Below are 26066 nucleotides of genomic sequence, written 5' to 3'. Positions count from 1 at the left end.
TATTTTCTATTTTCGGTCAAACTCCTCGAAAGACCACGAAATGACGGTGCCCCGGACGGGGCATCATCCGGGGGAGAATGCCGATGACCGACAAACCGACTCTGGACAGCTATCTTGCTCGCCATGCCGGTGCCGACATGCTCAGGCCCGCGGTTGTCGAAGTCGTCGCCAGTCTCGCTGCGGCCGCCATCCGAGTCTCGGAAACCGTCTCGCTCGGCACGCTCGCCGAGATCGCCGAGGAGACCCGTGGCCACAATGCCGGGGGAGACGAACAGAAGGACATGGATGTCTGGGCCAACCGCCAGTTCCGGGAGGCCCTGCGAACTTGCCCGATCGCCGCCTTCGCGTCGGAGGAAGCCGACGAGTTGGAAATCTGGGATGCGAGCCAGCCTCTATGCGTCGCCATCGACCCGGTCGACGGATCCGGCAATCTCGACCTCAACATGCCGGCCGGCACGATCTTTTCCATCGTGCCGACGCCAGACGAATTCGTGCTGGCCTCGGCGGTCGATCGTACCCTGGTATGGCCGGCCGGCACCAGCCAGCTTGCTGCAGGCTTCGTCATCTATGGTCCGCAGACGACTTTGGTGCTGTCGCTCGGGGAGGGAGTCGATATTTTCACCCTCGACCGCCGCAACCGCCAGTTCCTGTTGACCCAGGCCAATGTCCGTCTGCCGGAACGGGACCAGCCGGAATATTCGATCAACGCCTCCAACTATCGGCATTGGGAAGAGCCGGTGCGGGCCTTCATCGACGAGTGCCAGGCGGGCGCCGACGGTCCCTCAGGGCGGGATCACAACATGCGCTGGCACGGAGCGTTGGTGGCCGACACCTTCCGGGCTCTTACCCGTGGCGGCATCTATCTCTATCCGGCAGACGCCAGGGCCGGCTACGGGCAGGGCCGGCTGCGGCTGATCTATGAAGCCTATCCCATGGCCTTCCTGATGGAGAGGGCAGGCGGGGCGGCCTCCAATGGCCGGATCCGCATTCTCGATATCCGCGCAACCTCGCTGCATCAGCGCGTACCGTTGATCCTTGGGGCTAGGACCAAGGTCGCCCATTTGGAAACGCTGCATAACCGACCGGGCTTGTGGCCGCCGACCTCGGCGCCTTTGTTCGCCAATCGCGGCCTGTTCCGCGTCTGAGCTGGGAAATACCATGTCGATCAAGCATCCGATCATTTCCATCACGGGCTCGTCCGGCGCCGGAACGACTTCGGTCAAGCGGACCTTCGAGCAGATCTTTCGCCGCGAGAACATCGAAGCGGCCTACGTAGAGGGCGATTCCTTTCATCGCTACGACAGGACCGAGATGCGCGCCCACATGGCCGATGAGGCGGCCAGGGGTAACAAGCATTTCAGTCATTTCAGCCCGGAAACCAATCTGTTCGCCGAGTTGGAGGCACTGTTTCGCGACTATGGCAACCACGGAACCGGCACCACGCGGCACTATGTCCATGATGATGAGGAGGAGATCCTTTATGGGGCCCTGCCCGGCACCTTCACGCCTTGGAAGCCACTGCCATCCGGCACCGATCTGCTCTTCTACGAAGGGCTGCATGGAGCGGTGGTGACCGACGAGGTCGACGTCGCCAGATATGCCGATCTCAAGATCGGYGTGGTGCCGGTGATCAATCTCGAATGGATCCAGAAGCTGCATCGCGACCGCAGCACGCGGGGCTATTCGACCGAGGCAGTGACCGACACCATCCTGCGGCGCATGCCCGACTATGTGAACTATATCTGCCCGCAATTTACCCACACCGACATCAATTTCCAGCGCGTGCCGACCGTGGATACGTCCAATCCCTTCATCGCGCGCTGGATCCCGACGCCGGATGAATCGATGGTGGTGATCCGCTTTCAGACACCAAGAGGGATCGATTTTCCCTATCTGCTGTCGATGATCCCCAACAGCTTCATGTCGCGAGCCAACTCCATCGTCATCCATGGCTCGAAGCTGGATCTCGCCATGCAGCTCATCCTGACGCCGCTGATCCTGCAACTGGTCGAGCGCAAGAAGCGAGCCGCCTAGAGGCGCGCCCGCAGGACACAGAGCCTTTCCGTGAACCAAACCACCGTCTGCCCCGGGCAGCGGAATGGGAGGACATGCCCGTGAATATCCCGACGCCATCAGCCATTTTCGAGACCTCGGTGCCGCATCGCGACATGGCCAATACCTTGCGCTTCCTGGCTGTCGACGCCGTGGAGAGGGCCAGGTCCGGACACCCCGGCATGCCCATGGGCATGGCCGACGTCGCTACCGTGCTGTTTTCGCGTTTCCTGAAATTCGATCCGTCTGACCCGGCCTGGCCAGATCGGGACCGCTTCGTGCTCTCGGCTGGGCACGGCTCGATGCTGCTCTACGGCCTGCTGCATCTCACCGGCTATCCCGAACTTACGCTGGAGGAGGTGAAATCCTTCCGGCAATGGGGCTCCAAGACACCGGGGCATCCCGAATATGGTCACACGCCAGGCGTGGAGACGACGACGGGGCCGCTCGGGCAGGGGCTGGCGACGGCTGTCGGCATGGCCCTGGCGGAGCGCCTTGCCCATGCCCGCTTCGGGGAAGAGCTCGTCGACCACCATACCTATGTCATCGTCGGCGATGGCTGCCTGATGGAGGGTATCAGCCACGAGGCGATTTCGCTGGCCGGCCATCTCAAGCTCAGCAGGCTTATCGTGCTGTTCGATGACAACGAGATCTCGATCGATGGCTCGACTTCGCTTTCCTGCTCGGACGACCAGCTCGCCCGCTTCGCGGCGTCCGGCTGGTCGACGCGCCGGGTCGACGGGCATGACCGCGAGGCCGTGGCGACGGCGATTGCGGAGGAACTGGCAACCGACAGGCCCTCGCTCATTGCTTGCCGGACCATCATCGGCTTCGGCGCGCCAAACCGACAAGGCACCGAGAAGGTGCACGGCGCTCCGCTCGGCGCCGAAGAGAGCCTGGCTGCGCGAGAGGCCCTGGCCTGGCCGCACGAGCCCTTCGAGATTCCACCCGAAATCCGCGAGGCATGGTTGGCTGTCGGAGCCCGTGGAAAGGCCGAGCACAAGGCCTGGCAGAAGAGGCTGCGTCAGGTCGGCGAGGCGGAGAGGCGGCAGTTCGAGGATGCGGTAGGGGGCAGATTGAGCGACGGGCTCAAGCGTGCGCTTGCCGATATTCGCCAGCGTTTTGCCAGCGATTGTCCGCAAATCGCCACGCGTCAGGCGTCCCAGCAGGTCATCAACGCGATTGTTTCTGCCCAGCCCAATCTTCTGGGCGGTTCGGCCGATCTCACCCATTCCAATCTCACGCAGGCGAAGGGCTTGCAGCCGGTCCAAGCCGAGGATTTTTCCGGTGGGTATATCCATTACGGCGTGCGCGAGCATGGCATGGCTGCGGCGATGAACGGCATCGCCTTGCATGGCGGCTACATTCCCTTCGGGGGCACCTTTTTGGCCTTTGCCGATTATTCGCGGCCGGCGATCCGGCTGGCGGCGCTAATGGGACTGCGCGTGATCCATGTGATGACGCATGATTCCATCGGTCTGGGCGAGGATGGCCCGACCCATCAGCCGGTGGAGCATCTGGCCGCGCTCCGGGCCATTCCCAATCTCCTGGTGTTCCGGCCGGCGGATGCCGTCGAGACCGCGGAGGCGTGGGAATGTGCTCTCGCGGCCGAAAAGCAGCCTTCCATTATCTGCCTGTCGCGCCAGGCGCTGCCGACGCTGCGTTCCGACTGTGGCGTGAATGGGGTCGCGCTCGGTGCCTATGTGCTGTTCGAGCCGCCGGCGGAGCGAGACGTCACGCTGATCGCCACAGGTTCGGAGGTTTCGATCGCCGTCGAGGCCGCTGAACTCCTGGCGAAGGAAGGCATTCGAGCCGCGGTGGTTTCGGCGCCCTGCTTCGAACTCTTCCGGAGGCAGGGACCGGTCTATCGCCGCGCCGTGCTGGGGACGGCGCCACGCATCGGCATCGAGGCGGCCATCGAGGCCGACTGGTCCCGCCTGCTCGGCGAAGACGGCGTCTTCATCGGCATGGGCGGCTTCGGCGCCTCGGCACCGGCGGGCGATCTCTACCGGGAGTTCGGCATCACGGCCGCCACCATCGCTGAGGCTGCCCGCCAGCTCGCGTCGGAGAAGCGGGGACAAGGCCTGTAAGTCTGTAAATTTCAAAAGGCGCAACGGAGACTGTCATGGCCCGTATCACCCTCAGGCAATTGCTGGATGACGCTGCCGAGCACGGCTACGGCGTACCGGCCTTCAACATCAACAATATGGAGCAGGCACTCGGTATCATGGAGGCTGCCGCAGATGTCGATGCTCCTGTCATCTTGCAAGCCTCGCGCGGGGCACGGGCCTATGCCAACGACATCATGCTGGCGAAGATGGTCGAGGCTCTGGAAGAGATGTATCCGCAGATCCCGCTCTGCCTGCATCTCGACCACGGCAATGAGGGAGCGACCTGCGCTACGGCGCTACGCTACGGCTTCACCTCGGTGATGATGGATGGGTCGCTCGAGGCCGACGGCAAGACGCCTGCGAGCTACGACTACAATGTCGCGATCACTCGTCGCGTCGTCGATTTTGCCCATTGGGTCGGCGCTTCCGTCGAGGGGGAGCTCGGCGTGCTCGGTTCGCTCGAACATGGCGGCGGCGAGCAGGAAGACGGTCACGGCGTCGTCGGCGAGATCGGCCATGACCAGTTGCTCACCGATCCCGCCCAGGCCGTGGATTTCGTGCGCGCCACCAGGGTCGATGCCCTCGCCATCGCCATGGGCACGTCGCACGGCGCCTACAAGTTCAGCCGCAAGCCCGATGGCGACATCCTGGCCATGCATGTGATCGAGGAGATCCATCGACGCATGCCCGGCGTGCATCTGGTCATGCACGGCTCCTCCTCGGTGCCGCAGGAACTGCAGGACATGTTCAACGCCTTCGGTGGGCAGATGCCGCAGACCTGGGGCGTGCCGGTGGACGAGATCGTCCGGGGCATCCGGCATGGCGTGCGCAAGGTCAATATCGACACCGACTGTCGGCTCGCGATGACCGCCGCCTTCCGCAAGGTCGCCAGCGAGAACCGCAGCGAGTTCGATCCGCGCAAATTCCTGAAGCCCGCCATGGAAGGACTGAAAACTCTTTGCCGCGCGCGCTTCGAGGCATTCGGCACGGCAGGACAAGCCTCGCGGATCAGGGTCGTACCGTTGCCCGAAATGGCGCGGCGCTACCGCGCTGGCGCCCTGGAACCAAAAGTCTCGGGCCTGGCGACAGCGGCGTAACCCAATTCCCTCGAACCAAGGAGGACGAGATGAACGTGAATACACAAACCGTCCGCGGCAAGGATCGCTACCGGTCCGGCGTGATGGAATACAAGAAGATGGGCTATTGGGAGCCCGACTATGAACCCAAGGACACCGATGTCATCGCGCTGTTCCGGGTAACGCCGCAGGAGGGCGTTGATCCGATCGAGGCGTCGGCGGCCGTGGCCGGCGAATCTTCCACCGCGACCTGGACGGTGGTGTGGACGGACAGGCTGACAGCGGCGGAAAAATACCGGGCCAAATGCTACCGGGTCGATCCGGTGCCCAACGCATCCGGCCAGTACTTTGCCTATATCGCCTATGATCTCGATTTGTTCGAGCCCGGCTCGATCGCCAACCTCTCGGCCTCGATCATCGGCAATGTCTTCGGCTTCAAGCCCTTGAAGGCGCTACGCCTGGAGGACATGCGCTTTCCCGTGGCCTATGTGAAGACCTTCCAGGGGCCGGCGACCGGCATCGTGGTCGAGCGCGAGCGGCTCGACAAGTTCGGCCGACCTCTGCTGGGAGCCACCGTCAAGCCCAAGCTTGGCCTGTCGGGCCGCAACTACGGACGCGTGGTCTACGAGGCGCTGAAGGGGGGACTCGATTTCACCAAGGATGACGAGAACATCAATTCGCAGCCTTTCATGCATTGGCGGGAGCGCTTCCTCTATTGCATGGAGGCGGTGAACAAGGCGCAGGCGACGTCGGGCGAGATCAAGGGAACCTATCTCAACGTTACTGCCGGTACGATGGAGCAGATGTATGAGCGCGCCGATTTTGCTCGGGAGATCGGCTCCAACATCGTGATGATCGACCTGGTGATCGGTTATACCGCGATCCAGTCGATGGCGGCCTGGGCCCGTCGCAACGACATGATCCTGCATCTGCACCGGGCCGGCCACAGCACCTATACGCGCCAGAAGAGCCATGGCGTATCGTTCCGCGTCATTGCCAAATGGATGCGGCTGGCCGGTGTCGATCATATCCATGCCGGTACCGTGGTCGGCAAGCTGGAAGGCGATCCCAACACCACGCGCGGTTATTACGACATCTGCCGCGAGGACTTCAATCCGGCCAACCTCGAACACGGCGTCTTCTTCGACCAGCACTGGGCCAGCCTCAACAAGCTGATGCCGGTGGCCTCCGGCGGCATCCATGCCGGCCAGATGCACCAGCTTCTGCATCTTCTCGGTGAGGATGTGGTGCTGCAGTTCGGCGGCGGCACCATCGGCCATCCGCAGGGCATCCAGGCCGGCGCCACCGCCAACCGCGTGGCTCTGGAAGCGATGATCCTCGCCCGCAACGAGGGACGCGACTACCTGCATGAAGGGCCGGAAATCCTGGCCAAGGCGGCCAATAGCTGTACGCCGCTCAAGCAGGCGCTCGAAGTGTGGAAGGACGTGACCTTCAACTACGAATCCACCGACACGCCGGATTTCGTGCCCACCGTCGCCGTCACCGCCTGAAAGGAGAAAGACGATGCGTATCACACAAGGGTGTTTTTCCTTCCTGCCCGATCTCACCGACGAGCAGATCGGCCGCCAGGTGCAGTATTGCCTGGAACAGGGCTGGGCGGTGAACATCGAGTTCACCGACGATCCTCACCCCCGCAACACCTATTGGGAGATGTGGGGTTTGCCGATGTTCGACCTGCGGGATGCGGCAGGCGTGATGATGGAACTCGCCGAATGCCGGCGCGTCTATGGCGACCGCTATATCCGCATCTGCGGCTTTGACTCCAGCCATGGCTGGGAGTCGGTGCGCATCTCCTTCATCGTCAATCGGCCGACGGAGGAGCCCGGCTTCCGCCTCGACCGGCAGGAAAGCGTCGGCCGCAATATCCGCTACACCACCAAAAGCTATGCCGCCGACCGGCCGGAAGGCCAGCGCTACGGTTGATGTGTCCTTGAGCAAAACGCGTTCATGACTGAACGCTTGTTTGCTCAAGCTTCTGGTTTCGACGCGTCTTTGCGATTCTGCGTGATTTCGCCCAATCGCAACACGCTTTGGTCCGGCTGGTGACGGCAGTGCCTCCCGTCTCTGACGACCCGCCGGACAACTTGCTCCGTCGCCTATTGGGCGGCGGAGCCTTTCGCGAGGATCACCATGCTCGATGCAAACACCGTGAAAGAGCCCGGGGAGGCCGGCACGACTGCAGCCGAGACCATCGACCTCAGGCAGGAATTCGAGGCGGTCGGCATTGCCGACGTCTTCGCCCAGCTCGACCGCGACCTGGTCGGCCTCAAGCCGGTGAAGACGCGCATCCGTGAAATCGCCTCGCTGCTACTGATCGAGCGCATCCGGCAAAGAATCGGCCTGGCCAATGATCCGCCGACCCTGCACATGTCCTTCACCGGCAATCCCGGTACCGGCAAGACCACGGTGGCCTTGCGCATGGCCGACATCCTGCATCGCCTCGGCTTCGTCAGGCGTGGACATCTGGTGTCGGTGACCCGGGACGATCTCGTCGGCCAGTATATCGGCCACACCGCGCCGAAGACCAAGGAGATCCTCAAGAAGGCGATGGGCGGCGTGTTGTTCATCGACGAGGCCTATTATCTCTACCGCCCCGAGAACGAGCGCGATTATGGCCAGGAATCCATCGAGATCCTGCTGCAGGTGATGGAGACGCAGCGCGACGATCTCGTCGTGATCCTCGCCGGCTATGAGGATCGCATGCAGAAGTTCTTCGCCAGCAATCCCGGCTTCCGCTCGCGGGTCGCCCACCACATCGATTTTCCTGACTATGAAGAGCCTGAACTGCTGTCCATTGCCGAGCTGATGCTGCAGGAACGCAATTATCGCTTCGATGCCGAGGCACGGGCTGCCTTCATCCGCTATATCGAGCTGCGCAAGACCCAGCCCTTGTTCTCCAATGCCCGTTCCATCCGCAATGCGCTCGACCGTATCCGCCTGCGCCAGGCCAGTCGGTTGGTCGAAGATCTCGACCGCAAGCTGACCACGGACGACATCATGACCATCGAGGCGGGAGATGTTCTGGCGAGTCGCGTTTTCGCCTGGGACGCGAAACCCGATGGCGACGATGCCTGACGAATACCGGAGATGAGAGGAAGACTATCATGGCTGAACCGATCGTGATCGCGCCGTCCATCCTGTCGGCTGATTTCGCGCGGCTGGGCGAGGAAATCAGAGCTATCGACGAGAGCGGGGCGGACTGGATCCATTGCGACGTGATGGATGGGCATTTCGTGCCCAACATCACCTTCGGACCCGATGTCATCAAAGCTGTCAGATCCTACACAAAAAAGCCCTTCGACGTGCATCTGATGATCACGCCGGCCGATCCCTATCTGGAGGCTTTTGCCAAAGCCGGTGCCGACATCATCACCGTGCATGCCGAATCCGGTCCGCATCTCGATCGCTCGCTGCAGGCGATCCGCGCTCTCGGCTGCAAGGCCGGGGCGACGATCTGTCCGGGTACGCCGGAAAGCGTGTTGGAATATGTGCTCGATCGTCTCGATCTCATCCTGGTGATGACAGTCAATCCGGGATTCGGAGGGCAGGCCTTCATCACCTCGCAACTCGACAAGATTCGGCGCGTCCGGGCAATGATCGGGACAAGGCCGATCCGCCTCGAGGTCGATGGCGGCGTCAACAGCGAGACGGCAGCGCTGGTGGCCGCGGCCGGAGCAGACACGATCGTGGCGGGATCGGCCGTGTTTCAGGGCGGGGCGGCGAATTATGCCGGTAACATAGCCGCTATCCGCGAGGCAGCAGAGGACCACGTTCGGAAGGTGGCATAGAGGCAAGGCCACCGTGATGGTCGTCCCGGACTGCCCGCTCAGTCGAAAATGGTCTCGATTTCCGTTCTCGTGGGTGCCGTGACGAATGCGGCCTGTAGGATGAGCATGATCACGCCCAGTGCCGCCGAGACGTAGGCGATGTCGCGCCAGCTATAAAACGCGGTGATGTAGCCTGCTACGCCGGGGCCGAATGCCGTGCCGAGGAAATAAAGGGCAAGCAGCACGCTTATGACGTCGCCTCGCCGTTGGCGACGTGCACTGTCGGCCACGAAAGCAAGGCTGACGGAAAGGAGGCAACCGGTTGCTGAACCCTGGAGCAGGCGCGCGATTGCCCAGACGGAAAAATCGGGGGCAAGTCCTGCCAGAGCTTCGCCGACGACGAATGTGGACGTCGAGGCCATCAGCAGGGGCTTGTCGCCGACCAGCGCGCGCAGGCGTCCGCCTAGTGCGAGGAATAGGATCAGGAAAAGGAAAACCCCGGAAGTGACGGCGCCTATGATCGCGTAGGACAGCGCGAACTCTTGAAAAATGGTCGAGAGGCTGATCGAGGCGGCTCCCGAACCGAAGCCGATGACCAGAAGGGTGCAGGCGAGAATGAAGAACTGCAAACCGCGCGAGGTATTGCGTGTCTCATTGGGGGTCGACACCGATAGCCTCCCGCGGGCATCACCAAAACAAAGGGCGCCCCGAAGGCGCCCTTGATTCCGATCCGGAAACCGATCTTACTTGATCTTGGTTTCCTTGAACTCGACGTGCTTGCGCGCGACGGGATCGTACTTCTTCATTGCGAGCTTTTCGGTCTTGGTGCGGGTGTTCTTCTTGGTGACATAGAAGTAGCCCGTGTCTGCCGTCGAAAGCAGCTTGATCTTGATGGTTGCAGCCTTGGCCATGGTGATGCTCCGAATATTGCTACCGGACCGTATCGGCTAAGGCAGCAAAGCCGCGCAATGGCGCGGCCCTTTTGAATCTTGGCGCACACTACTCATGGAAGCGCTGAAGTCAACCAAAAGAAGCGCATGCTGCTTGGAATTGTGCGGCCATGCGGGCCATCCGCGGCTGATCTAGATCTCTTCCCGGCTCCGTACGCCACGCTGCTCGCGATAGAAAGGCACGGGAACGTCCTTCTCCAAGCCGATTTCGAGCCTCCTGGCCACCTCATCGAGGATCGTGCGGGTGATCCAGACCAGATCTTCTGACCGGGCCTCGTCGAAGGTGAGCCATTTCATTTCGACCAACTCCGAGTCGGGACCGACGACACCGTCGGTCTGGTGCGCGATGGAACGCGCGTCAGCCACGAAGAAGCGCGTGTCGAATCTGCGCTTCATGGCAGGTGGCGTGATGGCACGGGCGACGAAATGCAGGCTTTCGGGCGAGGGGAACACTTCGTGGTCGGCGAAGGCCCGCCAGTGTTCGCTGCTGACGGGCGGGGTGCCGAGCCCTGTTTCGCCGAGCAGGATGCCGGTTTCCTCGAAGGTCTCCCGGATCGCGCATAGGGCCAGTGCCCTGGCCTTGGCCGGCGAGGGCCTGACAACGCGCGTGAGCAGCCCCCGTTCGGCGTGGACCGACAGCGTGCCATAGGCACTCATGCTGCGATCGGCAGGCTCGACGCGGCCGCCGGGAAACACCATCACGCCGGGCATGAAGGCATGGCCCGAATGCCGCCTTCCCATCAGGATGCGGGGCGTGTTGCCGGTGCGGTCGAGCAGGATCAGCGAAGCGGCATCGCGGGGCCTGATGGGACGGGGCTTCGATGGCGAGGAGGGGATATCTGTCATGGACTCAGTAAGGGGAAAGCGTGTCGGGGTCGGCTTTGCCGGAGAAGCCATGCATGCGGTTGGCCCATTGCAGCCCGATGATGGCGCCCTTGATCATCGGAAGCAGGACCAGCGACAGCACGATGGTTAGCGTGCCGAAGATCACGCCCAGCAACCAGAGCGGCATCTCCGTCTCGATCACGCAGGCGAGGATGCCGGCGACCACGACATGCCCGACGATCATCATGGTGAAATAGGGTGGCGCATCATCGGCGCGGTGATGCGACAGATCCTCGCCGCAGGCACTGCAGCGCGGTGCGACCTTGAGATAGGAGGTGAAGATCTTGCCCTTGCCGCAATTGGGGCAGCGCCCGAAGGCGCCCCGGCGCATGGCGAGCGCCACGTCGCGCTGCTCAGGTCGGTCGCGTTGCTCGGGCCGATATTCGTTCATCGCCGACTTCTCTTCCCGGCGTGCTTGCCTTTCTGCGCCTTCGCCTTGCGCTTGGCCGCATTGCCCTTGCGATCGGTGATACGCGGTCGCTTGACCACGCCGAGCTTGCGACCCGGGGTTCTGCGCCGTTGACCGTCCGAGATGATTTCGAAGCGCAGCGCACCGGCGAACGGCGCCGCCTCCACCAGCTTCACCGACACCGTATCGCCGAGCTGGAAGGATTCACCTGTTGCTGCACCGATAAGCTGATGGGCGCTCTCCTCGAAGCGGTAATAGTCGTGACCGATCGTCGCGGCGGGCACGAAGCCGTCGGCGCCGGTATCGAGGAGTTTGACGAACAGGCCTGATTTGATCACCCCGGACACACGGCCCTGGAAGATCTCGCCGACATGGTCCGCGAGAAAATGGGCGATCAGGCGGTCGATCGTCTCGCGTTCTGCCGTCATGGCACGCCGCTCGCAGGCCGAGATCCGGCCGGCGATCTCGTTGAGCATTGCGGGCGTCATCTCCGCCGGCAGGCCGTCATCGCCCAGATGCAGGGCGCGGATCAAAGCGCGATGCACGATCAGGTCCGAATAGCGGCGGATGGGCGAGGTGAAATGCGCGTAGCGGCGCAGATTGAGACCGAAATGTCCGATATTGTCGGCCGAATATTCGGCCTGGCTCTGCGAGCGCAGCACCACGTCGTTGACGAGATGGGCATTGTCGGTGCCGGCGACCCTCGCAAGGATGGTGTTGAACTGGCTCGGCCGGAGCGCCCCCTGCTTGGAGAGCGGAATGTCGAGCGTGTGGAGGAATTCGCGCAGCGCGATGATCTTCTCCATCGAAGGCTCGTCATGCACGCGATAGACCAATGGCGTCTTCTTGGCTTCCAGCGTCTCGGCTGCCGCGACATTGGCGAGGATCATGAATTCCTCGATCAGACGGTGGGCGTCGAGGCGTTCGGGAACGACGACCCGGTCGACCATGCCGTTGGGTTTCAGCAGGATCTTGCGTTCAGGCAGATCGAGGTCGAGCGGCCCGCGATCGTCGCGCTCCGTCTTCAGGCAGGCATAGGCAGCCCACAGAGGCTGGAGGACGGACGCCAGCAGTGCGCCGGTTACCTCGTCGGTATCACCGTTGATGGCGCGCTGGGCCTGCTGGTAGGAGAGCTTGGCGGCCGAGCGCATCATCACGCGATGGAAGCTGTGGCGAAGCTTGCGTCCGTCCGCTGCGATGATCATGCGCACGGCCAGCGCCGGCCGGTTTTCGTCGGCGCGCAGGGAGCACAAATCGTTGGAGATGCGCTCCGGCAGCATCGGAACGACACGGTCGGGAAAATACACCGAATTGCCGCGGATCAGGGCCTCGCGGTCGAGGGGCGAATCCGGCTTCACATAGGCGGCGACGTCGGCGATTGCTACGGTGAGGATATGCCCGCCCGGATTGGCCGGATCGGGATCGGGCTCGGCATGAACCGCGTCGTCGTGATCCTTGGCATCGGCCGGATCGATGGTGATCAGCGGCAGGCGCCGCCAGTCCTCACGGCCGGACCAATCCTTGCCACCAGATTTGGTCGCCGGCTTGGCGGCCTCGGCCTCTTCCAGCGTGTCTTTGCGAAAGACGTAGGGAATGTCATGGGCATGGATGGCGATCAGGCTGATCGCCTTCTCGCTGCCGACCTTGCCGACCCGCTCGACGATGCGTGCCACGGGCGGGCCATGGCGGGCGCCGCGCAGGGGCTCGATGGCGACGAGATCGCCGTCTTCGGCCTTCACCGCATCCTCCGGGCGAACGATCATCTCGCGTCCGGCATTGCGTTTTTCGATCGGTACGATCTGGCCGTCGCCGTTGGGAAGGCGACGGAAGACGCCGAGAATGCGTTGGCGCAAGCGCTCCAGCACCTTGATCACCCGTCCGGTCGGCTGGTGATCCGAGCTACCATCGGCCATGCGCAGCAGCACCCGCGAACCCACGCCTGGCGCGGCTCCGCCGAAGCGTTTGGGAATGGTCACCACGATGCGCGGCGGCTTGCCATTATCCTCGTTCCAGTCCGCAGGGGTGGCGACGAGCTCGCCGTCACGATCACGGCCGGTAATGTCGGCAACGAGGGAGGAGGGCAGGGCGCCGGGGGCATTGAAGCCCTTGCGGTTGCGCTGCACGACGCCGCCATCGGCAAATTCGTTGAGCAGATGTTTGAGGGCGATCTTGTCGGCGCCGCCCAAGCCGAATTCGCGGGCGATCTCGCGTTTGCCGGCCCTGCCATGCGAACGGGCGATGAAAGCGAGAATGTCTTCGCGGCTGGGCAGGGTGGGTTCCAATGCCTCGGCTTGTTTGTTTTTACGAACCACAGAAATTATTCCGAATTGGCGTTGGCGGCCCGATATGCCCAAAGGAAGCGGGCAGTGGATCCGGCGTCATCATAGACCAACGCACATAGTATTTGTCGAAGCCAATCGTGGACACGACGTATTTCGTCGGCGTCCTGCCCGATCGGCGGTTTGTCTGTCGAAGAGAAGCTGCCGATGCGATCTGCGCGGCGATCCGGAGGGGATCCCACAGCGCGGCAGAGCCATGTGAGGCAATACGCAAGGCGGCAAGGAACATCGAGTGCCGGGACAGACTGTCCAAAATTCCTAAAAGATCCGCTGGCACGAACGGATAGATGGAACGGTTCGATTGAACCGGACACTGCGCATATAGGGCCACATGCCTGGCTTGTCAATAAAAATGCTGCACTGCAGCATTCTCTCTAAGGTCGCAGGGAATATGCCGCGTTGACCCGTCGAGGTCCGATGATATCGTTTCTGTTTTATCGTCGGTCCAACTGGGAGTAGGGCATGCGTGGTGCATTGATCGGACTTTGCCTCTCATCGACGCTTGTTGCGGTTTCAGCCGCAGTTTCACCGGCCTTCGCCGAGGGTGCCAAGCCTGATGACAATCTCAACGCCGTGCTCTGGGACCAGACCGCCGTCGAAGCCAAGGCCAATGCGATGGCGGCGTTCGCACTGGCCAGAATCAGGCTCGATCAGGCCTTGGCCGATACCTCCTGGACGGCGGCGCCCGCCGAGCAGACCGGCGACTTCAAGAGTTTTCCGCCGGCCATCGTCCTCGATGTAGACGACACGCTGCTAAACACCTCCAATTATCAGGCCTGGAACGTCAAGGCGGGAACGCGCTTCACGCCGGAGACCTGGACAAAATATGTCAAGGCGCAGGTTGATACCCCCATTCCCGGGGCGGTTGAATTCACCCAGTATGCCGCCTCGAAAGGCGTGAAGGTCTTCTATGTCACCAACCGAACCAAGGAGGAGGAAGAGCCGACGGTGCAGTTGATGACAAAGCTCGGCTTTCCGAATGGCGGCAATGTCGACACCTTCCTCAGTGCCAAGGAACAGCCGGACTGGAAGTCGGCCAAGGGCACCAGACGGGCGGTGATCGCCAAGGATTATCGCATCGTGCTGCTGGTCGGCGACAATCTCGGGGATTTTACCGATGCCTACAAGGGAACGCCGGAGGAGCGCGAGAAGGTTTTCGCAGACAGTGCCGCCCGTTGGGGGCACGATTGGATCGTCATTGCCAACCCGACCTATGGCTCTTTCGAATCTGCCCCCTACAAGAGCAATTACGAGCTTTCCGCCGACGAGCAGCGCAAGCTCAAGATCGAGGCGCTGAAGAGTTGGGATGGTCAGTGAGATTGCAAAAGCCGGCGGCGCTCGTCCCCTGACGGTCTGGTATAATACCAGATGTCCGGTCTGCGATGCCGGCATCCGCCATCAGCGCAGCCGTCTCCTGGAAGCGGTCAAGGCTGGCCGTATCGAGTTTCTGGACATCAATCTGGAGCCTGATGCACTGGCGCATTTCGGGGCGGGCCTTGACGACATCAGGCGCCGCCTGCATGCAACCAACGAGGACGGCCGCCTGCTGGTGGGAGCCGATGTCGTCCTAGAAATCTGGCGGCGCACGCCGGGGCAAGCCTGGATCGCCAAATTGCTCGGAGCGCCCGGCGTCATCGTACTGACGCGCTTCGCCTATGATCGCTTCGCCGACCTGTTGTTCGCTTGGAACAAGCGAAGAGGGCGATGGTAACGGCTCGCTGCGTCACGGCAGAGGGACGGGGATGGCGAGATAGCGCCGGTCGGGCTCTTCCCAACTGCGAGGCCAATAGCTGACCAGCGCCACCAGTCTCGGCCTGGCATCGGCCGGCTTGAAGACAAAGAGCGCATTCAGGCCGTTGGACTGCGAGCAACCGCGCTCGTAGCCGGACGCTTCGTCGATATAGACGATTTCGTTGTCCCTATTGTTTTCGGGCAGAGTGCGCACCAGCGAAAAGCTTTTGAGCTCTTCGCGCCCCTGCGCCGAGCAAGTCGTATCCGTGATCGTACGGGGCAGGACATCGACCGTGACGTCCCCACCGGGAACCGCATCCTCGATGCTGAGATTCGTCACTTCGGCGGCCATGGTGGCATAGGCCTGATCGGGTGTCGGCGCATCGAAAAGCCGTGCGCCCTCGTGCACGACCTGCCTGGTCGGCTTATCGCCGATGCCGAGCTTGGCCAACAGCGGTTGGGCCTTTTTGCGCGCCTCGGTGCGGGGGGCCTCTTCGGGCCCCTCCTTGTCATGGCTCACTGCAAGAGGCGAGCCTGCGACAGCTTTGCCGGTATCGAGATCGATGATGTGGATGGTGCTGTAGGGATGGATGGAGGCATCGAGCGTGCCATATTCCTCGAAGGCGAAATAACGTCCATCCTTGGAAAAGCCGATGATATCGGGCACGGCGGCATCGCCGGCGAAGGCGGATGCGAGCGCGAGGGCGTTGAGAAGAGCGCCGCCGACCAGCCCCGCAACGCGACGAATCATGACACCCACCTCCAGCCTGCACGCAAGGGGCAGGCTGGAGGCCTTCATGATCACAAGGAAGTCCCGGCGGGAACAGAGGCTCCGGCCGGAAGTCCAAATATCAATCGGTGTCGAAGGGAACCTCGTCGGAATCGACGATCGCCTTGGTTGCCTTCTTCTTGGCAGCCGGCTTCTTCGCAGCCGTCGTCTTGGCGGCCGTCGTCTTGGCGGCCGCAGCCTTCTTCGCCGGTGTCTTTTTGGCAGCCGGAGCTTTGCCGGTCGTCGGGGCCTTGCCGGCTTTGGCGGCAATGAGTTCGATGGCCTGTTCGAGCGTCACCGCATCCGCTTCCATGCCCTTGGGCAGGGTGGCGTTGACCTTGCCATTGGTGACATAGGCGCCATAGCGTCCCGGCTTGACCTCGACGCTGCCGCCGCCGGGATAGTCGCCGAGGGGACGGCCTGCCGGCGCACCGGCGCCGAAACGGCGGCCAGAACCTCCGCTTTCCTTGGTGAGGATCAGAGCAATGGCCCGGTTGGCGCCGATTGCCAATACGTCATCATCCTTGTCTAGATTGGCGTAGGTCTTCTCGTGCTGGACATAGGGACCATAGCGGCCGATGCCCACCAGGATCGGTTTGCCGCTCTCGGGATGGACTGCGACCTCTTTTGGCAAAGAGAGCAATGCCAGTGCTCGTTCGAGGTCGACATTGGCTGCGCTCATGCCGCGAGGCAGGCTCGAACGCTTGGGCTTGTCGCCTTCGCCGAGCTGGACATAGGGGCCGAAACGCCCATCGCGAAGGGTGACGTCGAGACCGCTCTCGGGATCGGCGCCGAGCTTCCTGGTGCCGGCTTCGCCACCGCCCTCGGCCTCGCCATTCTGGTCGGCGCCAGCCGATAACTGGCGCGTATAGCGGCATTCGGGATAGTTGGAGCAGCCGATGAACGATCCGTATTTGCCGAGCTTGAGCGAGAGCGTGCCGGTGCCGCACACCGTGCACTGGCGCGGACTGGAGCCATCGCCCCGGTCGGGGAAGATATGCGGCCCGAGCAGGTCGTTGAGTGCGTCGAGAACCTGGGTGGTACGCAATTCCTTGGTGCCGTCGATGGCGGCGGAGAAATCGCGCCAGAAATCGCGCAGGACTTCCTTCCAGTCGAGCTCGTGGTTGGAGATGCGGTCGAGCTTCTCCTCCAGGGCCGCGGTGAAGTCATATTCGACATAACGGGCAAAGAAGCTCTCAAGGAAGGCGGTGACGAGACGACCCTTGTCCTCGGCCTTCAGGCGCTTCTTGTCGATCGAGACATATTCGCGGTCGCGCAGGGTGGCGAGCGTGGCCGCATAGGTGGAGGGGCGGCCGATGCCGAGCTCCTCCATGCGCTTGATCAGCGTGGCCTCGCTGTAGCGCGGCGGCGGTTCGGTGAAATGCTGGGTAGCGGCGATCGATTTCTTGTCGAGCGCTTCGCCGGCCGACATGGTGGGAAGGCGCTTGCCGTCCTCGTCGTCCCCATCATCGTCCCGGTCTTCATTGTAGAGCGTCAGGAAGCCGTCGAACTTCACGACCTGGCCGGTCGCTCGCAGGTCGAGCTTGCGCCCGCCCGCCTCGACCAGGATGTCGACCGTGGTGCGCTCGAGCTCCGCCGAAGCCATCTGGCTGGCAACCGTGCGCTTCCAGATCAGTTCGTAGAGCCGGGCCTGTTCGTTATCCAGGAAGCGGGTGACGTCCTTGGGCGTGCGGAAGGGATCGGTCGGCCGGATCGCCTCATGGGCTTCCTGAGCGTTCTTCGCCTTGGTGACATAACGGCGCGGCGTCTCCGGCAGGTAGCCGGGCGCATAGCTCTTGCCGATCATGCTGCGCACGGCGGTGATGGCCTCCGGCGCCATATCGACGCCGTCGGTACGCATATAGGTGATCAGGCCGACCTGCTCGCCATTGAGGTTGACGCCCTCATAGAGGCGTTGGGCGATCTGCATGGTGCGATTGGGCGACAGGCCGAGTTTGCGGCTGGCCTCCTGCTGCAGCGTCGAGGTGGTGAAGGGCGGGAAGGGATTGCGCCGGGCAGGCTTGGCCTCGACACTGGCTACGACATAGCGGCCCTGGTCGAGAGCCGCGCGGAAGGCGAGAGCCTCCTTTTCGGTGCCGACATCAAGGCGCTGGATCTTCTGGCCGTCCGCGCCGACGAGGCGTGCTTCGAACAGATCGCCGCGTGGTGTGGCGAGGGTCGCGATCAAAGACCAATATTCGCGGGCGACAAAGCGCTCGATCTCGAGTTCCCGGTCGCAGACCAGACGCAAGGCGACCGATTGAACACGACCGGCGGAGCGGGCGCCCGGCAGCTTGCGCCAAAGTACCGGCGACAGGCGGAAGCCGACGAGATAGTCGAGCGCTCGTCGTGCCAGATAGGCATCGACCAGGCCCTCGTCGATTTCGCGTGGCGCCTTCATCGCCTTCAGGACTGCGTCCTTGGTGATGGCGTTGAAGGTCACGCGTTCGACCGGAATATCCTTGATGGCACGCTTCTGGCGCAGGATCTCCAGGACATGCCAGGAGATCGCCTCGCCCTCGCGATCAGGGTCGGTTGCAAGAATGAGCTTGTCGCTCTCCTTCACCGCCTTGGCGATATCCGACAGGCGCTTGCTGGCCTTGGCGTCGTTCTCCCACACCATGGCGAAATCGGCGTCGGGCTCCACCGAACCGTCCTTGGCCGGCAGGTCGCGCACGTGACCATAGGAGGCGATCACCTGGTAGTTGGAACCGAGATACTTGTTGATCGTCTGTGCTTTGGCAGGCGACTCAACGATGACGACAGGCATGGGCGGGCCGTTCAATACGCGGAAAACGAAATGTCCCCACCATGGCCGCGACTCATTGAAGATCGGCCGGGTAGGGCATGAAAACAAGCTTGCCACCTGCCTCCCGAGCCCAGGCCTGCATCTCGCAAACCTGTGCCTCGGAGCAGTCGACTAGCTGCCAAATAAGGACAAATCCGAAAATTGCAAACTGGCGCATTTGTCGGATCGGGCGATGTCGTGACCCCAGGCCCTATCGTAGGACATGAGTTGCAATCGGGTCCTACGATAGGGCCGAATGCGGCGGCAAGATGGGCAAAAGGTAGCCTTAAGTCAATTCGGCCGACCGGCGTACAACAGCGAGACCATGCCGTTGCCATGCCGCTCGATTCGCCCGGAGAGATCGAGTTCGAGCAAGGCTAGCTGTACGCGCCGGGCATCGAGGCCGGAGGCGCGCACCAATTCGTCCATCGCCACGGGCGAAGGCCCGAGCACGGCGATCAGGCGGTCCTGGTCGGGATCACCCGTCGACGCGGAAGGAGGGGCGGGGGCGGTTTCCGGCTCCCTGGTCTCGAATTCGAAGCGGGGCTGAACGGGCCGTGGCGGTGGTGCGGGGCGCTCGACCAATGGCGTCAGAGCTTCCAGCACGTCGCCGGCATGCCGGACCAGGATAGCTCCCTCGCGCAGCAATTTGTTGCTGCCGTCATTGCGCGGATCGAGCGGCGACCCGGGTGCGGCCATCAGTTCGCGGCCTTGCTCCAAAGCAAGCCGGGCCGTGATGAGGGAGCCGGAGCGTGCAGCGGCTTCGATGATGACCACACCGAGCGAGAGGCCCGACACGATGCGGTTGCGTTTGGGGAAATCGCGTGCCGTTGCCACCCACTCGAACGGCATCTCGGAAATGACGCAGCCTGTGGCAGTGATATCCTTTGCGAGTTGTTCGTGCTGTGACGGGTAGATATGGCCGAGACCACCCCCGACCACGGCGACGGTGCCGTTGCTCACGGTGGCGCTATGCGCGGCTTCATCGATACCCCGCGCCAAGCCGGAGACCACGGTGAAACCGGCATTGGCGAGTTCGCTCGCCATGACAGCCGCGAATCGGCGCCCAAGCGCAGAGGCATTGCGGGCACCCACGATGGCGACCATCGGCCGGGACAAGGGAGCGAGCGATCCCCAAACGGCGAGGAGAGGCGGGGCCGATTCGATGGCGGCCAGAGAGAGGGGGTAGTCGGCTTCGCCCACGGCCACGAAGCGGGCACTAAGAGCGGCCATGGCCTGCAATTCTCGCCGAAGGCCGGCCTCGGAGGGCAGCTTGAGGGCACGGCCGCTGCGCCTGGCGATCTCGGGCAGAGCCTCGATCACGGCTCTGGCGGAACCGTGGCTTTCCAGCAAGCCCTTGAAGCTGATGGGGCCAATGCCGTCGCAGCGGATCAGGCGCAGCCAATCCAGCTTTTCTTCATCCGAGAGGGCAGAACCTGGCGACGTCACGCCTTCTTTCCAATGCGGCTCTCCGTACCATTGAGGAGACGGCCGATATTGGTGCGATGCATCACCCACAGGACCACGGTGAGGATGGCAAAGAGCAGGGCTTCACGCCGATAGCCCATGAGCAGGAGCCCGATCGGGCTCAGCAGGCTGGCCGTCAGGGCCGAGGCCGACGAATAGCGGGTAATGAAGGCAACCGAGACCCAGACCAGCGCGAAAAAGATGGCGATAGGCCAGGCGAAGGCGGCCAGCAGGCCGAGATAGGTGGCGACGCCCTTGCCGCCCTTGAATTTCAGCCAGATCGGGAAGAGGTGACCGACAAAAGCGGCGAGTCCGGCGAAGACTGCGGCCCCATCTCCCCAGAAGTGGCGCGCGAGCAGCACGGCGGCCGTGCCCTTGAGGGCGTCGAGGATCAGGGTGGCAGCCGCCAGATCCTTGCGGCCGGTGCGCAGGACATTCGTGGTGCCGATATTGCCAGAGCCGATGGCGCGGATATCCCCCAGTCCGGCCAGGCGAGTGAGAACCAGGCCGAAAGGAATCGACCCGAGCAGGTAGCCGAGCAGCAGCGCCGCCAGCGTCGTCGTCAGGGTCAGGTCGGCAAACATCGGCAGCTCGCTTTAGGAAGAAAAAGTGCGTGCCGCACACTATCGTCACTCGCCGAGGGCCGGCCACGAAAATCTTTGCCTTGAGACGGAGCGGAGCATCGACGATGGAGTTTTCCTCAACCTTTGTTGGGTCGACCGGTTGCGATGACCCGGGAGCGCGCTAAGGCTTTCCCGATGTGCTGAGCTGGTTCAATGCTGTAGGACGCATGGGCGCACCGCATTTGTGGGAGCCGGCCGACTGAAGGAGATTTGGATGCGTGTCATCGTGGCTTCGGCTTTGTTTCTTGGTCTGGCCGGCGCGGCCCTCGCGCAGCAGCCGACCTACAACGAACAGGTCGAAAAGGAGTTTCCTGCCCTGGACCGGCTGGTGAAGGCGCAGCCCTACAAGGGAGCCTACGGTGCCCTGTTGAAGGAATTGTCGCCCGTTCCCGACTATTTGTCCGACGTGCTCAGGCGCAAGGGCGACTATATGACTTTCGGCTCCAAGCAGGTGAGCATCGACGGTTCGCCCTACCGCGTCGCCATGGTCTGCCCGACCAACGTGACCTGTGCCGAATATGGCAGCGTCTTCCTGTTCACGGCCGATGGCCGTCAGGCCTGGGCCGAGATCCGCGACGGCGACAAGCCGGTCTATCTGGGTGGCCCCAGCACGGGACAGAAACAGGCCCTGGATAAGGCATTCGACGAATAGAACGATCCGCGCCTGGAAATGGAATGCTTTGACGATGGGAGAGAGCGGACGGGGAGGTCCGGCTCCCGGGACTCCATATTCTTGAGGCAGGCCTTCAGCCCCGCTTTCTTGAGGCAGGCCTTCAGCCCCGCTCGAACACCTGGCGGCCGGCAACGAAAGTGCGGGAAACCAGGCCGCTGAGGCGCGCGCCGTCAAAGGGCGAGTTCTTGCAGCGAGACCGTAGCTTGGCGGCGTCGAGCACAAAGGGCACGTCAGGATCGAAGACGATGACGTCCGCGCTTGCACCTTTGGCCAGCGTGCCGCCAGGCAGACGCAGGATCTGCGCCGGTCGCGTCGAAAGAGCCCGCAAGAGGCCGATCAGGTCCAGCGAGCCGTCATGCACCAGTCGCAGGCCGGCCGAGAGCATGGTTTCCAGGCCGATGGCGCCGTCGGCCGCCTCGGCGAAAGGCTGGCGCTTGGTCTCGACGTCCTGGGGATTGTGATCGGAGACGATCGCATCGACCAGCCCATCCTTGACCGCCTGGACCAGGGCCATGCGGTCGTCCTCATGGCGCAGCGGCGGCGATACCTTGCAGAAGGTACGGAAACCGTCGATGTCGTTCTCGTTGAGGGTGACGTGGTTGATCGAGGTGGAGGCGGTGACGTCGAGCCCGTCCTGCCTGGCCCGGCGCAGCACCTCGATCGAGGCGCGGCAGGTGACGGTTGCGGCGTGATAACGCCCACCGGTCAGGGCGACCAGGCGCATGTCCCGTTCCAGCAGGATGGCTTCCGCTTCGGCGGGAATGCCTGGCAGGCCGAGCCGGCTGGCAAATTCGCCCTCGTTCATCACGCCGTCACCGGCCAGATCGCTATCCTGGGTGTGATGGATAATGAGAGCGTCGAAATCGCGCGCATAGGTCAGTGTCCGACGCATCACCCGGGCATTCATCACGCTGCGGGCGCCATCGGTGAAGGCGACGGCGCCCGCTTCGCCGAGCAGGCCGATCTCGGTCATCTCCTGGCCGGCAAGCCCCTTGGTCAGCGCCGCCATGGCATGGACATGCACGATGGCGGTGTCGCGGGCGCGGCGCAGTACAAAATCGACCACGGCGGGATCGTCGATCGGCGGATGGGTTTCCGGCGTGCAGACGATGGTGGTGACGCCACCGGCAGCCGCCGCCTGGGAGGCGGTGGCGAGGGTCTCGCGGTGCTCGGCGCCCGGCTCGCCCGTCACGGCCCGCATGTCGACTAGGCCGGGAGCGACGACCTGGCCATCGCAATCGATGATGGCGGTGTCCGAGCCCACGGCGCCGGAGGTGAGATGGCTCCCGATATCGGCGATGACGCCGTCGCGAATCAGTAGGCCGCCACGCTGCTGCGATCCGGCGGCGGGATCGGTCAGCAGTGCATTGACCAGAAGGGCATTGGCCGGGGCCAGAGGGCGAGCGTTATCCAACTTCCAGTTCCCCTCAGACATTCGGCAGGTTGCGGGCAAGAGCCTCGAGCACGGCCATGCGGACGGCGACGCCCGCCTCGACTTGCTCGCGGATGAGCGACTGGGCGCCGTCGGCGACGGCGGTATCGATCTCCACCCCGCGATTCATCGGGCCGGGATGCATCACCAGGGCATCCGGCTTGGCAAAGCCGAGCTTTTCCTCGTCCAGGCCGAAATAGCGAAAATATTCCTTGGTCGAGGGGATGAAAGCGCCTGCCATGCGCTCGCGCTGGAGGCGCAGCATCATCACGATGTCGGCGTCGCGGAGACCTTCCCGAATGTCCTTGAAGATCTCGACACCGAAGCGATCGATGCCGGCGGGGAGCAAGGTGGTGGGTGCGATCAGGCGGACGCGGGCCCCCAGCGTGCCGAGCAGCAGGATATTGGAGCGGGCAACGCGTGAATGCAGGATGTCGCCGCAGATGGCCACCGTCAGCCCGGCGATGCGCCCCTTGTTGCGGCGGATGGTGAGGGCATCCAGCAAAGCCTGGGTCGGGTGCTCGTGGGCGCCGTCGCCGGCGTTTACCACGGCGCAATCGACCTTGCGGGCCAGGAGATGCACGGCGCCGGCCTGGTTGTGCCTGACCACGATCACGTCTGGCCGCATGGCGTTGAGGGTGATGGCGGTATCGATCAGCGTCTCGCCCTTCTTCACCGAGGACGAGCCGACCGACATGTTCATCACATCGGCGCCGAGCCGCTTGCCCGCCAACTCGAAGGAGGACTGGGTGCGAGTCGAGGGCTCGAAGAACAGATTGATCTGGGTGCGCCCGCGCAGGGCGGACGATTTCTTCTCGACCTGCCTGTTGAAGGCGATGTGCTCGTCGGCTTCGTCGAGTAGGCTGAGGATATCGCTCTCCGTCAGGCCTTCTATGCCGAGGAGGTGGCGGTGCGGATAAGTCGCTTGAGCTGGCTTTGTCATCAAAGCCGACTTCATAGGCCGCACTAGTGACGGCAGCAAGGCCGGAGATAGGCCTTGCGTGTTTTTCCACCTGAGACTTTTGGGTGAGGGCTTCCAGGGAGAGTGCGGACATGACTTGCCTATCCCTCGGACCAATGCTATCGGCGAGGTGATACTCGAACCGGGAAAGGAGGGCTGCGCGTGATTATTCGTTGCGATCATCATCGCCAGCGTGGCCCAGTTCAGGCCCTGCAGATGCGTTTGCAGGGCTGACCAGAGGTCGTATCTCCCCCTTGCTGGTCTGCCCTTCGTGGCCCGCGCAGAACGAGAACATGCTCGTGATTGCGCATCGTCAAACGCCGTTCCTTCGCCTGCATTCCTCGATGGCTGCGTGCCCGGGATGCCGCGATCGCCGGTCCGGACCAGAGAATTCCCATGAGCCTGATTACCCTGCGCAACCTCGGCGTGACGCTGAGCACACCGCTTTTCTCGCAACTCAACCTCACCATCAATGCCGGCGATCGTATCGGCTTGGTGGCGGCCAATGGCCGTGGCAAATCCACCCTCCTGCGCTGCATCGCCGGCACGATGGATCCGGGGGAGGGGGATATCGTCAAGTCGCGCGGGCTGACGATCGGCCACGTCGAGCAGCATGTGCCGACAGCCTTGCTCGACATGCCCTTTTACGAGGCTGTCCTCTCGGCCCTGTCGGCGGAGGCGCAGGTAAGCGAGGGCTGGCGCGTAGACGTCACCCTCGATTCGCTGCAGGTACCTGAAATCTTGCGGCAGAGGTCACTCGGGCAGTTGAGCGGCGGTTGGCTCAGGCTGGCCATGCTTGCGCGGGTCTGGGTCAGGGAGCCCGATCTCCTGCTGCTCGACGAGCCGACCAATCACCTCGACCTCGCCAAGATTGCCCTGCTGGAGGATTGGCTCAACGCTTTGCCGCGCGACGTGCCCGTGGTGGTGGCAAGCCATGACCGGGCCTTCCTCGACGCCACCACCAATCGCACCCTGTTCCTGCGGCCGGAGCATTCGCAACTGTTCCCCTTGGCCTATTCGCGGGCCCGGATCGCACTCGATGAGGCCGACGCCGCGGACGAACGGCGCTATCAGCGAGATATCAAGACAGCCCAGCAACTGCGCAAGCAGGCGGCGAAGCTGAACAATATCGGCATCAATTCCGGCAGCGATCTCCTGGTCGTCAAGACCAAGCAATTAAAGGAGCGCGCCGAACGCCTGGAGGGCGCGGCAAAGCCCGCCCATCAAGAGCGTTCCGCCGGCGCCGTCCGGCTTGCCAGCCAGGGCACGCATGCCAAGGTACTGGTCAGCTTCGATGACGCGGCTGTGACCACCCCCAACGGCACGCTGCTGTTTCGGACTGGCAAGCGCTTCATCTGCCAGGGCGACCGCATTGTTCTGCTCGGCGCCAATGGCGCGGGCAAGACGCGGCTCGTCAGCTTGCTGCGCCGTGCGATCGAGCAGCCGCAGACCGATGCGGAAGGCGTCAAGGCCACCCCCGCGCTGGTCCTCGGCTATGGCGACCAGGCTCTGGCTGACCTCGACGACGCCGAGACGCCGCACCATGCCCTGATCCACCGCTTCGAAGTCGGCGACCAGCGGGCGCGCTCCTTACTGGCCGGGGTCGGTGTGGCGATCGAGAAGCAGACCCGTCCGATCGGCCAGCTCTCCGGGGGCCAGAAGGCACGTCTGGGTCTGCTGATGCTGAGGCTGGCCGAACCGAACTTCTATCTCCTCGATGAGCCGACCAACCATCTCGACATTGACGGGCAGGAAGCCTTGGAGACAGAGTTGCTGCGCCCCAATGTCAGCTGCCTGCTGGTCTCGCATGACCGGAGCTTCGTACGTGCAGTTGGCAATCGCTTCTGGTTGATCGAAGGCAGGAAGCTGATCGAGGCGGACGGACCAGAGGCGTTCTTCGCCGCCGTAAGCGGGACGGAGAACTGATTGTTCCTCTCCCGGCCGCGGCCCTTCCGGATGGTTTCGGAAGGGCCGAGCCCTCCGTTGGCTGGCCGAATATTTCCCTTGTCGGG

General features: G+C 63.1%; 23 protein-coding genes. 12 read left to right on the top strand and 11 right to left on the bottom strand.

Features of this window, described 5'->3' with window-relative positions:
* Positions 1–83 precede the first annotated feature (83 nt).
* From AB4037_RS22950 to rpe, 8 genes are all read left to right on the top strand, one after another.
* Entirely contained in the window at positions 84–1145 is a 1062-nt protein-coding gene (locus AB4037_RS22950) for a class 1 fructose-bisphosphatase (protein ID WP_434956275.1), read from the top strand.
* A gap of 13 nt (positions 1146–1158) precedes the next feature.
* A complete protein-coding gene (locus AB4037_RS22945; RefSeq protein WP_441773057.1) occupies positions 1159–2034 on the top strand; it encodes a phosphoribulokinase in 876 nt (291 codons plus the stop codon).
* Positions 2035–2108: 74 nt separating this feature from the next.
* Positions 2109–4142, top strand: a complete 2034-nt coding sequence (gene tkt, locus AB4037_RS22940; RefSeq protein ID WP_441773056.1) for a transketolase — start codon at positions 2109–2111, stop codon at positions 4140–4142.
* Between the two features lie 35 nt (positions 4143–4177).
* Positions 4178–5260: a class II fructose-bisphosphate aldolase gene (gene fba, locus AB4037_RS22935; RefSeq protein ID WP_441773055.1), complete on the top strand. Its 1083-nt coding sequence runs from the start codon at positions 4178–4180 to the stop codon at positions 5258–5260.
* 29 nt (positions 5261–5289) lie between these two features.
* A complete protein-coding gene (locus AB4037_RS22930) occupies positions 5290–6750 on the top strand; it encodes a form I ribulose bisphosphate carboxylase large subunit (RefSeq protein ID WP_434956279.1) in 1461 nt (486 codons plus the stop codon).
* Positions 6751–6763: 13 nt separating this feature from the next.
* Positions 6764–7183: a ribulose bisphosphate carboxylase small subunit gene (locus tag AB4037_RS22925; protein WP_434956280.1), complete on the top strand. Its 420-nt coding sequence runs from the start codon at positions 6764–6766 to the stop codon at positions 7181–7183.
* 207 nt (positions 7184–7390) lie between these two features.
* Positions 7391–8335: a CbbX protein gene (gene cbbX / locus AB4037_RS22920; protein ID WP_441773054.1), complete on the top strand. Its 945-nt coding sequence runs from the start codon at positions 7391–7393 to the stop codon at positions 8333–8335.
* 29 nt (positions 8336–8364) lie between these two features.
* A complete protein-coding gene (gene rpe, locus AB4037_RS22915) occupies positions 8365–9048 on the top strand; it encodes a ribulose-phosphate 3-epimerase (protein WP_434956282.1) in 684 nt (227 codons plus the stop codon).
* Positions 9049–9086: 38 nt separating this feature from the next.
* Here rpe and AB4037_RS22910 read toward each other — a convergent pair whose 3' ends face one another.
* From AB4037_RS22910 to rnr, 5 genes are all read right to left on the bottom strand, one after another.
* Positions 9087–9695: an MFS transporter gene (locus tag AB4037_RS22910; RefSeq protein WP_441773053.1), complete on the bottom strand. Its 609-nt coding sequence runs from the start codon at positions 9693–9695 to the stop codon at positions 9087–9089.
* Positions 9696–9770: 75 nt separating this feature from the next.
* Complete coding sequence (gene rpmG, locus AB4037_RS22905) at positions 9771–9938, bottom strand: 50S ribosomal protein L33 (protein WP_068297055.1); 168 nt, start codon at positions 9936–9938, stop codon at positions 9771–9773.
* Between the two features lie 171 nt (positions 9939–10109).
* Entirely contained in the window at positions 10110–10823 is a 714-nt protein-coding gene (locus tag AB4037_RS22900) for an NUDIX hydrolase (protein WP_441773052.1), read from the bottom strand.
* Between the two features lie 4 nt (positions 10824–10827).
* A complete protein-coding gene (locus tag AB4037_RS22895) occupies positions 10828–11253 on the bottom strand; it encodes a DUF983 domain-containing protein (protein ID WP_434956285.1) in 426 nt (141 codons plus the stop codon).
* Complete coding sequence (gene rnr / locus AB4037_RS22890; protein ID WP_441773051.1) at positions 11250–13583, bottom strand: ribonuclease R; 2334 nt, start codon at positions 13581–13583, stop codon at positions 11250–11252. Before rnr ends, AB4037_RS22895 begins: the two co-directional genes overlap by 4 nt.
* Before the next feature lie 489 nt (positions 13584–14072).
* On the opposite strand from rnr, the gene AB4037_RS22885 reads away from it, so the two are divergent.
* Positions 14073–14927 carry a 5'-nucleotidase, lipoprotein e(P4) family gene (locus tag AB4037_RS22885; RefSeq protein WP_434956287.1) on the top strand — a complete coding sequence of 285 codons (855 nt, stop codon included), beginning with the start codon at positions 14073–14075 and terminating at the stop codon, positions 14925–14927.
* Positions 14917–15321, top strand: coding sequence for a thiol-disulfide oxidoreductase DCC family protein (locus AB4037_RS22880; RefSeq protein ID WP_441773050.1), 405 nt, complete (start codon positions 14917–14919; stop codon positions 15319–15321). Before AB4037_RS22885 ends, AB4037_RS22880 begins: the two co-directional genes overlap by 11 nt.
* A 12-nt stretch (positions 15322–15333) precedes the next feature.
* On the opposite strand, the gene AB4037_RS22875 is transcribed toward AB4037_RS22880, so the two are convergent.
* The 4 genes from AB4037_RS22875 to plsY form a co-directional block, all read right to left on the bottom strand.
* The gene (locus AB4037_RS22875; protein ID WP_441773049.1) at positions 15334–16092 is read right to left on the bottom strand and encodes a DUF2259 domain-containing protein; all 759 of its coding nucleotides are present in this window, start codon (positions 16090–16092) and stop codon (positions 15334–15336) included.
* Between the two features lie 100 nt (positions 16093–16192).
* A complete protein-coding gene (topA, locus tag AB4037_RS22870) occupies positions 16193–18880 on the bottom strand; it encodes a type I DNA topoisomerase (RefSeq protein WP_441773048.1) in 2688 nt (895 codons plus the stop codon).
* Positions 18881–19189: 309 nt separating this feature from the next.
* A complete protein-coding gene (gene dprA, locus AB4037_RS22865; RefSeq protein ID WP_434956291.1) occupies positions 19190–20347 on the bottom strand; it encodes a DNA-processing protein DprA in 1158 nt (385 codons plus the stop codon).
* Positions 20344–20949, bottom strand: a complete 606-nt coding sequence (gene plsY, locus AB4037_RS22860) for a glycerol-3-phosphate 1-O-acyltransferase PlsY (RefSeq protein ID WP_441773047.1) — start codon at positions 20947–20949, stop codon at positions 20344–20346. Before plsY ends, dprA begins: the two co-directional genes overlap by 4 nt.
* A 253-nt stretch (positions 20950–21202) precedes the next feature.
* Between plsY and AB4037_RS22855 the strand changes: the two genes are divergently transcribed.
* Entirely contained in the window at positions 21203–21640 is a 438-nt protein-coding gene (locus tag AB4037_RS22855) for a hypothetical protein (RefSeq protein ID WP_441773046.1), read from the top strand.
* A 121-nt stretch (positions 21641–21761) separates the two neighbouring features.
* Here the strand turns inward: AB4037_RS22855 and AB4037_RS22850 are convergent, their stop codons facing one another.
* A complete protein-coding gene (locus AB4037_RS22850; RefSeq protein ID WP_441773045.1) occupies positions 21762–23075 on the bottom strand; it encodes a dihydroorotase in 1314 nt (437 codons plus the stop codon).
* Between the two features lie 13 nt (positions 23076–23088).
* Positions 23089–24036, bottom strand: a complete 948-nt coding sequence (locus tag AB4037_RS22845) for an aspartate carbamoyltransferase catalytic subunit (protein ID WP_434956295.1) — start codon at positions 24034–24036, stop codon at positions 23089–23091.
* A 414-nt stretch (positions 24037–24450) separates the two neighbouring features.
* Here AB4037_RS22845 and AB4037_RS22840 point away from each other — a divergent pair, with 414 nt between their 5' ends.
* Complete coding sequence (locus AB4037_RS22840; RefSeq protein WP_441773044.1) at positions 24451–25980, top strand: ABC-F family ATP-binding cassette domain-containing protein; 1530 nt, start codon at positions 24451–24453, stop codon at positions 25978–25980.
* Positions 25981–26066 lie beyond the last annotated feature (86 nt).

This window comes from Labrys sp. KB_33_2, assembly GCF_052114505.1.
GTDB lineage: Bacteria > Pseudomonadota > Alphaproteobacteria > Rhizobiales > Labraceae > Labrys.
This window is presented reverse-complemented; position numbering and strand designations above follow the sequence as displayed.

Excerpts from the sequence above, each read along its gene's own strand:
- AB4037_RS22950 (WP_434956275.1), top strand. The coding sequence starts at position 84 with ATGACCGACAAACCGACTCTGGACAGCTATCTTGCTCGCCATGCCGGT.
- tkt (WP_441773056.1), top strand. The coding sequence starts at position 2,109 with ATGCCCGTGAATATCCCGACGCCATCAGCCATTTTCGAGACCTCGGTG.
- fba (WP_441773055.1), top strand. The coding sequence starts at position 4,178 with ATGGCCCGTATCACCCTCAGGCAATTGCTGGATGACGCTGCCGAGCAC.
- AB4037_RS22930 (WP_434956279.1), top strand. The coding sequence starts at position 5,290 with ATGAACGTGAATACACAAACCGTCCGCGGCAAGGATCGCTACCGGTCC.
- AB4037_RS22925 (WP_434956280.1), top strand. The coding sequence starts at position 6,764 with ATGCGTATCACACAAGGGTGTTTTTCCTTCCTGCCCGATCTCACCGAC.
- cbbX (WP_441773054.1), top strand. The coding sequence starts at position 7,391 with ATGCTCGATGCAAACACCGTGAAAGAGCCCGGGGAGGCCGGCACGACT.
- rpe (WP_434956282.1), top strand. The coding sequence starts at position 8,365 with ATGGCTGAACCGATCGTGATCGCGCCGTCCATCCTGTCGGCTGATTTC.
- rpmG (WP_068297055.1), bottom strand. The coding sequence starts at position 9,938 with ATGGCCAAGGCTGCAACCATCAAGATCAAGCTGCTTTCGACGGCAGAC.
- AB4037_RS22900 (WP_441773052.1), bottom strand. The coding sequence starts at position 10,823 with ATGACAGATATCCCCTCCTCGCCATCGAAGCCCCGTCCCATCAGGCCC.
- AB4037_RS22895 (WP_434956285.1), bottom strand. The coding sequence starts at position 11,253 with ATGAACGAATATCGGCCCGAGCAACGCGACCGACCTGAGCAGCGCGAC.
- AB4037_RS22885 (WP_434956287.1), top strand. The coding sequence starts at position 14,073 with ATGCGTGGTGCATTGATCGGACTTTGCCTCTCATCGACGCTTGTTGCG.
- AB4037_RS22880 (WP_441773050.1), top strand. The coding sequence starts at position 14,917 with ATGGTCAGTGAGATTGCAAAAGCCGGCGGCGCTCGTCCCCTGACGGTC.
- AB4037_RS22875 (WP_441773049.1), bottom strand. The coding sequence starts at position 16,092 with ATGATTCGTCGCGTTGCGGGGCTGGTCGGCGGCGCTCTTCTCAACGCC.
- topA (WP_441773048.1), bottom strand. The coding sequence starts at position 18,880 with ATGCCTGTCGTCATCGTTGAGTCGCCTGCCAAAGCACAGACGATCAAC.
- plsY (WP_441773047.1), bottom strand. The coding sequence starts at position 20,949 with ATGTTTGCCGACCTGACCCTGACGACGACGCTGGCGGCGCTGCTGCTC.
- AB4037_RS22855 (WP_441773046.1), top strand. The coding sequence starts at position 21,203 with ATGCGTGTCATCGTGGCTTCGGCTTTGTTTCTTGGTCTGGCCGGCGCG.
- AB4037_RS22845 (WP_434956295.1), bottom strand. The coding sequence starts at position 24,036 with ATGACAAAGCCAGCTCAAGCGACTTATCCGCACCGCCACCTCCTCGGC.
- AB4037_RS22840 (WP_441773044.1), top strand. The coding sequence starts at position 24,451 with ATGAGCCTGATTACCCTGCGCAACCTCGGCGTGACGCTGAGCACACCG.